This window comes from Elusimicrobiota bacterium (genome assembly GCA_026388155.1).
Lineage (GTDB): Bacteria > Elusimicrobiota > Elusimicrobia > Elusimicrobiales > UBA9959 > UBA9634.
Genome location: JAPLKI010000003.1, coordinates 21,647 through 30,182, shown reverse-complemented (window position 1 = coordinate 30,182; position 8,536 = coordinate 21,647). Strand labels below are relative to the sequence as shown.

General features: G+C 50.6%; 13 protein-coding genes. All 13 read left to right on the top strand.

What is annotated here, in order from left to right:
- Nucleotides 1-137: 137 nt before the first annotated feature.
- Nucleotides 138-347 (top strand): hypothetical protein, encoded by a 210-nt coding sequence (locus tag NTX59_01010; protein MCX5784248.1) that lies wholly within the window; start codon nucleotides 138-140, stop codon nucleotides 345-347.
- Between the two features lie 255 nt (nucleotides 348-602).
- On the top strand, nucleotides 603-1,856 hold the full coding sequence (locus NTX59_01005; protein ID MCX5784247.1) for a hypothetical protein: 1,254 nt from the start codon (nucleotides 603-605) through the stop codon (nucleotides 1,854-1,856).
- Nucleotides 1,853-2,470, top strand: a complete 618-nt coding sequence (locus NTX59_01000) for a tyrosine-type recombinase/integrase (GenBank protein ID MCX5784246.1) — start codon at nucleotides 1,853-1,855, stop codon at nucleotides 2,468-2,470. The genes NTX59_01005 and NTX59_01000 overlap by 4 nt, the downstream gene beginning before the upstream one ends.
- Before the next feature lie 39 nt (nucleotides 2,471-2,509).
- Nucleotides 2,510-2,779, top strand: coding sequence for a DUF4160 domain-containing protein (locus NTX59_00995; protein ID MCX5784245.1), 270 nt, complete (start codon nucleotides 2,510-2,512; stop codon nucleotides 2,777-2,779).
- Nucleotides 2,780-2,783: 4 nt separating this feature from the next.
- A complete protein-coding gene (locus NTX59_00990; GenBank protein MCX5784244.1) occupies nucleotides 2,784-3,053 on the top strand; it encodes a DUF2442 domain-containing protein in 270 nt (89 codons plus the stop codon).
- A gap of 62 nt (nucleotides 3,054-3,115) precedes the next feature.
- A complete protein-coding gene (locus NTX59_00985) occupies nucleotides 3,116-3,400 on the top strand; it encodes a hypothetical protein (protein ID MCX5784243.1) in 285 nt (94 codons plus the stop codon).
- On the top strand, nucleotides 3,397-3,855 hold the full coding sequence (locus NTX59_00980; protein ID MCX5784242.1) for a hypothetical protein: 459 nt from the start codon (nucleotides 3,397-3,399) through the stop codon (nucleotides 3,853-3,855). The genes NTX59_00985 and NTX59_00980 overlap by 4 nt, the downstream gene beginning before the upstream one ends.
- A 140-nt stretch (nucleotides 3,856-3,995) precedes the next feature.
- A complete protein-coding gene (locus tag NTX59_00975; GenBank protein MCX5784241.1) occupies nucleotides 3,996-4,400 on the top strand; it encodes a hypothetical protein in 405 nt (134 codons plus the stop codon).
- Nucleotides 4,401-4,584: 184 nt separating this feature from the next.
- Nucleotides 4,585-5,202 carry a hypothetical protein gene (locus NTX59_00970; protein ID MCX5784240.1) on the top strand — a complete coding sequence of 206 codons (618 nt, stop codon included), beginning with the start codon at nucleotides 4,585-4,587 and terminating at the stop codon, nucleotides 5,200-5,202.
- Between the two features lie 36 nt (nucleotides 5,203-5,238).
- Nucleotides 5,239-5,799 carry a hypothetical protein gene (locus NTX59_00965; GenBank protein MCX5784239.1) on the top strand — a complete coding sequence of 187 codons (561 nt, stop codon included), beginning with the start codon at nucleotides 5,239-5,241 and terminating at the stop codon, nucleotides 5,797-5,799.
- Between the two features lie 189 nt (nucleotides 5,800-5,988).
- Nucleotides 5,989-7,086, top strand: coding sequence for a hypothetical protein (locus NTX59_00960; protein MCX5784238.1), 1,098 nt, complete (start codon nucleotides 5,989-5,991; stop codon nucleotides 7,084-7,086).
- Nucleotides 7,076-7,432, top strand: a complete 357-nt coding sequence (locus NTX59_00955; GenBank protein MCX5784237.1) for a hypothetical protein — start codon at nucleotides 7,076-7,078, stop codon at nucleotides 7,430-7,432. The genes NTX59_00960 and NTX59_00955 overlap by 11 nt, the downstream gene beginning before the upstream one ends.
- Nucleotides 7,429-7,704 carry an HU family DNA-binding protein gene (locus NTX59_00950; protein MCX5784236.1) on the top strand — a complete coding sequence of 92 codons (276 nt, stop codon included), beginning with the start codon at nucleotides 7,429-7,431 and terminating at the stop codon, nucleotides 7,702-7,704. Before NTX59_00955 ends, NTX59_00950 begins: the two co-directional genes overlap by 4 nt.
- Nucleotides 7,705-8,536: the final 832 nt, after the last annotated feature.

Sequence of the window (8,536 nt, the reverse complement as noted above, 5' to 3'; positions counted from 1 at the left end):
CTGCCAATTCTAAAGGCGGAAATCTGCCAGCGGGTCGCCCTATGCGAGGCCGGGATTGTGGGGCAAACAGTCCACGAATACGCGCCGGAAAGTATCGCGGCGGAAGAATTTAATGGTTTGGCTGAGGAGGTTTTAAAATGGCGAAAGCGAAGCTGACGGCGGCTATAACGAAGTGGGTGGCGCGCAAGGGCGTGCGTGAGGAAGCCCAAGCCGATAACGGCAAGGTTAAGCACACTATATATGTGTCCAGGAAAGCCTCAAAGCTTTTGTGGCAGCGCCGGGTTGATGTGGGGGTCCCAGTATCGCGCACAATTGACGACCTAATAATCAAACATTTGGGCGCTTAACTTATTGGTTTTTTAAGGTAAGCTTTTTGAGTTATCAACAAGCCCGGCCAGCTGCAAAATAAAGGCACAAAAGCTATGGCATATGGGATAAAAACCGCCTTAAAGCTATGGCATATGGGATAAAAAGCTATGGCATATGGGATAAATCGTCCTCAATGAAAAACCGGGCTCTAGAATTCGGAAAGAATATAACGATTAGAATCGTTACGATTTTTCGCAAAAACCCTGTTGATAACTATCCGAAAAGGACACAGAATGACCTCCTATTTGATAGATGAAATACTTGGGGTAACCAAGGATCCTAAAAGCAAGCCTTTCCTGGAGAAGGCTTTAAGGGAACTGGGGGAGCCAGTAGTAGCTGGAGAATTCGGCGAACTAAAATACCAGATACAGACCCGGCAAATCCGTAATCCGGCCAAATACCTTACAACCTTGTTGAAGAAGCAGCTTGATAAAGCAGGGGGGGATAAAGAAAAACAAAATCCCCCGGGCCGGCAAAAAATCAAAACCTATTTTGAAGACACACAATTAACCCTTTTCACCAACATCCGCCCGATTAAAAAAGAAGGGGAGGTTGATCAAGGCACAATGGCGGTGCCTTACGGAAAAGAAATCATTCCCTGGGCCACTTTCATCAGCTCTTCATTTTTCACGCTTTCCACTAATAAGGCCAAGTCCGACCGTGTTCTTGCGAAATTCAGAACACTTGATGGTGATGTTTCTGTTGTTCCGTTGTTGCGCGGCCGGGTTAAACCGGGGGACCGTGAACGCGGCATTTTAACGGCGGAACACGCAAAGGTTTTAGCCGCGATAGAAAGTATTTGGGTTGATCAGGACTGCCCACGCGATAAATATCCTTCCGGCGCTGTTACCTGTTACTGTTTCGTCTCAATCCGGGAACTGGCCAAGGCCTTAGACTGGAAGACGTTCGGCGGACAAGGTTTAACCTGGCTTACAAGTATGGTCTATGACCTTAAGACAATGCCATATTATTTTGACCTGTCAGCGCTGAATTTAAAAAACATAACCGGCTACGGATTTAGTTTATTAGACGGTGTTGAACTCGCCGAAGGGAAGAAGCGTGGTCAGCCTGAAACAGTCCTTAAAATTAAATTTTCAACGCCGCTCAGCGTCCAGCTTCTGGAACGCCATACTGTAAGCCGGCCCAAGGAACTGGCGCATATCCACGGCGAGCTGGCGTTCCTGATAAGGCTGTTCATTGAACCGATACTTATCGGGTTGGACGGCATGGAATACAATAAAACCCTGACAGACCTTATAAAAGAACTCTCCCTGCCGGCGGCCGGCTGGCACAAATATAAAAGCACACGGAAGCAGAATTTTGAAAAAGCCATTAAAGAATTAAACGCGCAGAAAACCGTTACCGGAAGGCCGATAATAGTGTCCATTGAAAAAGGGCTTTACGACTGGATGCTGTCGGCCAAGCTGGGCGGCGTAGTGAAATGCCTTGAATTACAGGCGGCTGGGCCCGCGGAGCGGCCGCAATGAGCCAAAATATTAAGTGCCTTGATCCGGAAGAAGAAGAAACCCTGCTGAACGTCTTGAGCAAGCGCAAAGACGCTGAGCGCGCGCATATGCTTTACCGCCTTATGCTTGTGACCGGGCTGCGCCTCGGAGAAGCTCTCCGGCTTAATATTGAAGACGCCTCCCGGACAAAAGTTAATGTCCAGGTAAAAGGCTGGACGCGCGACGGCGAAAAACTAGAGCGATTTAAAACAGTATATTTCCCCAAAGACCTGCAGGAGCGCCTGGCGCGGTTTCTTCGGTATAAACGCCGGCGCGGCGAAAGCCTGGCGCCGGCCGCACCGCTGTTCGTTTCCAGAGAGAGCGCCAGGCTCAGCTGCCGGCAGACACAAAGAGATTTTAAGAAGTGGCTCAAAGAAGCCGGGATCGAGGGCGAGTTCACGCCACACGCGCTAAGGCACACCGCCGCGACAAAACTATTAAAAAGAACCGGCAACGCCAAGCTTGTGCAGCGTTACCTGGGCCACTCGGACGTGGCGACGACGTTAAGGTTTTATGTGGATGTCTTCCCTGAAGACCTAAAGCTCGCGGCCGAGTTCTTAAGCGGAAAAGAGAAAGCAATACGATTTAGCGAATAAGAGAATCTGATATTATAGGATTAGGAAAAAGGAGATATCATGCCAGTCCTCTCTATGTTTTACGGGATTATCGTTCGTATGTTTCATTTTGACAGGGATAAGCATAAGGCGCCCCACATCCATGCCCAGTACGGCGATCAAAATGTGGTGATTGCTATTCCAAGCGGGCTTGTGTTAGGTGGAAGTCTCAAGGCCGCAAAGCTAAGGCTGGTCCAAGCGTGGATTGAAATTCATAAAGATGATTTGATGGCTGATTGGAAACTGGCTGTTGAAGGTCAGAAGGTTTTTAAAATTCAACCATTGAGGTGATGAAATGACTCCGCAAATCGCAAAAGTAGAAGTAATGCCTGGATATAAACTTTGTGTCCAATTCGGTAATGGGGAATCCAGACTATTCGATGTTGGACCTTACCTGAATAAGGGAGTTTTTAAAGAACTTAAAAACGAATCCTATCTTAAAAAAGTCCGCATTATTTCCGGCGGTGTAGATTGGCCTCATGAACAAGACCTAAGTGCAGACACGCTGTATTACCGCGGAGTTTCTCTTAAGAAGTCTAAAAAAGCGCTTCATCCGGCGCGTTAGTTTATGAGAAAGTACTCCAGGGGAATAATCTCGATCTCGCAGAATAAGGAGGGTATGCCAACATGCCAACATTTCAAGATTTAGGAAAAGAATACGCTACTTACATTAGGCAGCACATCGATTCTCCAACCTTGGTTTCTGATTTAATTGCAAATATTAAAACTCTACGATACACAAAATCAGGCGAGTCTTTAACAGAAGTTGATACCAACACACTGGTTTTAGAAATAGAAAAACAATTCTCTCCCGAAGCACAAGCCAAAGGGTTTAAGAACTTCGCCGAGGATAGTAGAAAATTTATTCAGATGATACAAATGATTAAAAAAGAACTGGGGAAAAAGGAATGACAAACACACCATTCTGGCTAACAATTATATCGCTTGTTTTTTCCCTAATAGCAATAGTGATTAGCTGTGCCGCGTATTCTGCGAACAAGCGGTCAAGCAAAGCGGCACTTTTGCATCAAGTGAAAAATTCTGTAGACAGTGCTAAAACACAAGTCGAAAACGTATCCATGAAACTGGCCCACTTATCTGCCAAATCAGGCTTAACCCAAGATGAAGGTCAAGAGTTAGCGAACCTAAAAATGATATTTGACAGTTCTGTGGAAAAAGTTTTAAACGCCTATGAGGATGGCTGTCAAAAGTATGAGGCGGATCTAATCCTTAGAGATGAATTTAAAAAGTCGTATTTTGAAGACATACGTGAATATGTGGCCAAGTTCCCTGAAAAGTTTTCTCCGCCGTTGACTCGTTATACATATATCACCAAACTATATACTCTTTGGCATAAACCGCATTAAGAACATGAAGGGGAAAATAGGGTCTCTTCGCTGGCGGTAAAATAAGATCGAGCTGACAGCCAAACTGGGCGGCGAAGAAAAATGCCTTAAATTACAAACAGCCCGACGTGAGGGACAAAATAATAAGGTAAGGGTGTGTGATGAAACAAAAGAAAGGGCACGTGTATATTCCAGAAGTAGAACTCGCGAAGGGCGCCACCCTGGACGCGGCCTCTTACGACAAAACCCAAAAGATTAAAGTCACCGTTGCAAAAGTGACAGTTGGCGGCATTCCCGGCCGCGCGGAGATCTCCGGAACAGCCACCGGCAGGATCGAGCCCGGCATCGATGGCACCATGGATTTATGGCTTTCGATCTTTCGCTATATGCGCCCTGATGGCACAACCGATCATGTCGCCGGCTGGAATATCCCAACAGTGCTAAAGCCTGGCCAGACCGCAGCCGCCACTGCAAAAGCCTTCGCGGAGTATATCAACGCCGGCACCAGGCCGTACCGGGCGACCGCCACCGGCGGCAAGATAAAAATAGTTTTCACTGAGAAGTAAATCAGGCTTAGGGCTGGGGGGAAGATGGATTGCTTTTTAAAACTCTTACGCAGTGTCGAAAGCCTTGAGAAGCGTCTCGGCTCTGCAGCAACAGCGGCAGACCGGGCCGGCTTTCGCCAATACCGCCGTTTCGCCAGGTGGAATATCTCACTTATCCGGCGCCGGGCGCGGAGCCAGTAAGCTTATGGGGAAAAGTTTAGTGTTAATATTTTCATTTCTCCTGGCCGTCTGTGCTATGGATGTTCTGGCGGCCGAGGCTAAGCCCGTTTATAAATGGGTTTCTGCCAACGAGTATTATTTTATCCTGCCAACGTCCCAGGACCTTTCCTTGTCGGGCGGCGGCGGCACCCTCAATGTTAAGCCCTGGGGTTTCGGCTTTCGGGCGGTAGGGAATGAAACTTTCTCCAAGACCGGCGGTCTGCAGTTCCAAAGCGTTAAAGTGGACAGCGCCAGAACCGGGCGAAACACCTTTTATCTTTGGGACCTCATGCTCGGGATGGAATACATAGCCCCGAAAGTCCAGGGGAAGCCTTTACGTTTTACCGCCTCGGCTGTGGCCGACCTGGGCATGTCCGATACAACGTTCTACGCGGCCCCGGTTATTTCTGCAGGGCTGCTTTACACGACCGAGGAATACGCCGATACTCCGACGGGCCTGACCTTTGATATTTATTACAGGCTTACCGATATCGATCTGGACAACGTGGGCGGCGGAGCCGGGATGCTCAAGCCGGCCCTGGGCTTCAAAGTCGGCTACATCTTCGAGGGTTTCTGGACGACAAAAGAGAAGACAGCCGGCTGAAATAAAGCGGTAAATAAGATAGTCATGGGAGGTAATATGGGGTTAATGATCCATTCATTGGGCGAGTTACCTATCGAAGCAAAAAGGGAATACTATCTTTACCTTTTAGATTATGGCTGGGATGAACCTTTAGCGGACGTCTTGTATAAAAATTTTGGAAAGATGGCTGATTTAGCATCACGGCACGCCGCTGTTGTTATGAGAGGTACAGTCGGCAATCATTTCACCGACGAAGTTTTATCCTGGCACCATGTGAATGGTCAACCAGCCGAAGAAATACTGCCAGCGATATTAATAACCACAATCCATCCGCAGTATTTTCAGTTGCATACAGAAAAACAAGAGCCTTCATCGGCTGCCCGGATGCTGCTTATTCCTCTCCGTAAAGCATGTAAGAATACTTCTGATGTGGTCATCTTGATTGAAAAAGTATTTAGAGACATAAAAGATAAAAAAGGACTCCCGGACTTTGAAGTGGCTAAAGAATTAAAGAAAGGTAAGCGGGGTGCTTTTCTTGATGCGCTGATTCTCCAGCCCAATTTTGCAGGGATGGGGCTTGATTTAAAAGCATTTGCGAAGTTCTTCAAGTTGAAATAAGTGTTTAGCCAGCGCTGCGGCAAAAACTAGGGGGAGCGGTCCCCCAAAAGCCCCAAATCACCCACCTAGAATAGGGCACTATTTGGCCTCTTTTTGATACTCTAAAAACACCCCTTGAAATAGGCTGTTAGCCTATATCAGCCTAAAAAAGGTTGTTAAACAGCTATATTTGATTATATACTCTTTTCTATGACAAAATCCCTCGGAGAACGCCTCCGGAAAGCCGGCATCCGCCATTACGACGAACTTATCCACGACCAGGACAAAGACTGGCTCGTAAAGAATTTCAAACCCGACGGCGCCAGCCTCTACCCGGTCAACGTCTCCCGGCTCATGCGCAACCTGGTCTGGCAGATGAAGGAGCGCATCGCCGCCGGCGAGAAGGAATTCCACGAACTGATCCGCACCTACTGGTATATGTACATCAAGTCCACGCTCGCCCGGGCGGACTCGCTTTCCAAAGACACCGACCAGTATAAGAAGCTCACTGAAAACATTGCCGACATGGTGAGAGTCTTCCAGCTCATGACCTATAAGGATATCGGCTTCCGGGACGAGAACGAGGCCAACAAGAAAGTCGGCGTAAACGCCAACTTCATTCCCTTCTCGGAGAAGCTCGGCCACTTCGGCTATCTCACCGAGCTCCAGCAGCAGCACAACGTTTCCGTTATCGCCCTGGGCGGCCAGCCCTCGGTGATGAACGTCGAGTACTTCGTGGACGACCTGAAGAAAGTGAAGACCGGCCAGGTCCTGGCGGACCGGCCCATGATGCTGCGCCTGCCGGCACCGGCCGCAAAGATAAATCTCAGGCGTTCGTTCTACCTCTACAGCATAGTTGACTACGACCCCTCCGGCTGGATAATCCGGGACGCCTTCATAAAAAACCTCAATCACTACAAGATTAAAAACACCAAGGTCTACGACCTGATCAACCCTGACATGCTCACCCCCGAGCAGATCATGCTGGCCCGCTATCCCATCCGCGCCGGTGCCGACATGGCAGCCAAAAACAAGAAGTGGCTCGCGGACGTTTCAGCGCGGCACTACAAGAACCAGAAGTACCTGGTCGAAGAGAAGAACGGCAAGGTGACGCTCTACGGCCTCGAAGCCGAATCTATATCCACCGCCAAGTTGACCGAGACGCTAGACGTAGTCATGGTCCCGATCATAGGCGGCAACGAGGAAGCCCTGAAGATCTACGAGATGAAGAACCTGAACCAGGCTATTAAAGACCTGATGGTATTCAAGCTTACTCACCCCGAAACGGAGGCAGCTCATGGCCGCTAAAACAGGAATCGTTAAGCCCACCACAGTTAAAGCTTACATCACCACGGCCAAGAAGATGCGCTCCCAGGCGTCGGCGGTGAAAAAGTTTATAGACGACTTCGATGTTGTCGTCGAGGCCGTCATTGTTGAAGCCGTCGCCTTGGCTAAAGCAGCCAAGCGCAACACCGTCATGAAAGCTGATATGGCAGCGGCTATAGAAAAATATTTAAAGAAGACCGACCTCACCTGGGACCAGACCGCGGCCTCGGTTATCAAACACAACCCCACCGACCTGGGGAAGATCTCCAAGACCATCCTGGAATGGATCGCCGCGCACGAAGCCGGCACGAAGCGGAAGCGCAAATGAACCAGAGCCAGCTTGCCCGGGCGATCGCCAAGGAGTTCTTTCTCTCCCTGGTGGACGCCACCGCGATCATAGACTCGATCCTGGCGAAGATGGCCGGCAGCCTCCGGAAAGGCGAGCGGGTTTATTTTAAAGACTTCGGCTCTTTCACCAAGAAGATACGCCCCGGCCGCCATGTCCGGCACCCCAAGACCGGCCAGCTCATCTGGGTACCGCCCTGGCCGGACGTGGACTTCAACCCGGCCAAGGGTCTTCTGAAAGCCAAGCGGCGCTGAGCTCCCCAGATCTACGCCCCCATACAACCGCCGCCGGCAGCGCCTGGCACCGCTTTCCCGGCCTAAACGACCCTTTCCCCCTAAACGCCTTAAAAGCGCGTTTACAGCCATCTTAGGTCTGAGGAAACGGCCCTTCGCGGCCAGCCGCGCCGCCTTCCCCGCTTGCGCGGTAAAGGCGGCGCAGCCGGACGCGGGGCCGCTCTTCACGAAGTAGAGTTCCCCATAAAAAGGAAAGCCGGCCAGACCTGCGCTTCGCTTAGGCCAGGCCGGTTCCTTACAACGACCACGCCTGAGCGGGCAGCTCCCCCCGCCTCCCACGACAATGAAACGGCCCTACGCGGCCAGTAGCCCAACCTTTCCCGCCCAGCTTTTAGGCGGGAAAGGTTGCGCTCTTTGGCCGTTCGCCCCACCGCCCCGGCCTGCTGGCCGTGGCGCTCGCCCGCCAGGCGGGCCAGTTCGTGGGGCCTCCGGGCCGCACCTTATGCCCCGCCCCTGGCGCGGCCGCGCGCCCCCCTTGCCGCCTTCGGCGCCAAGGCCCGCGCTAACGACTGCGGCCTTGCAAGAAATAAGGAAGGGGCAAGCTTATACGCAAGTGTATTTGTTTTGCGGTCCGGAAGCGGCAATACGGCGGGGAATTCCGCGAAGCGCGGAACCGGGCAACTTAGAAGCGATAATATATATATTATCGTAAGTTGCCCTTTCCCCGCCGTATTGCTTCGCCACTGCGCCCGCTCCGTTCCTGATAGATTTTAAGGAGGCGGGCGGGCTTGGGTTAACATAACCCTGTTATGTTAACTTCCGGACCGCAAAACAAATACACTTGCGGTGGAGT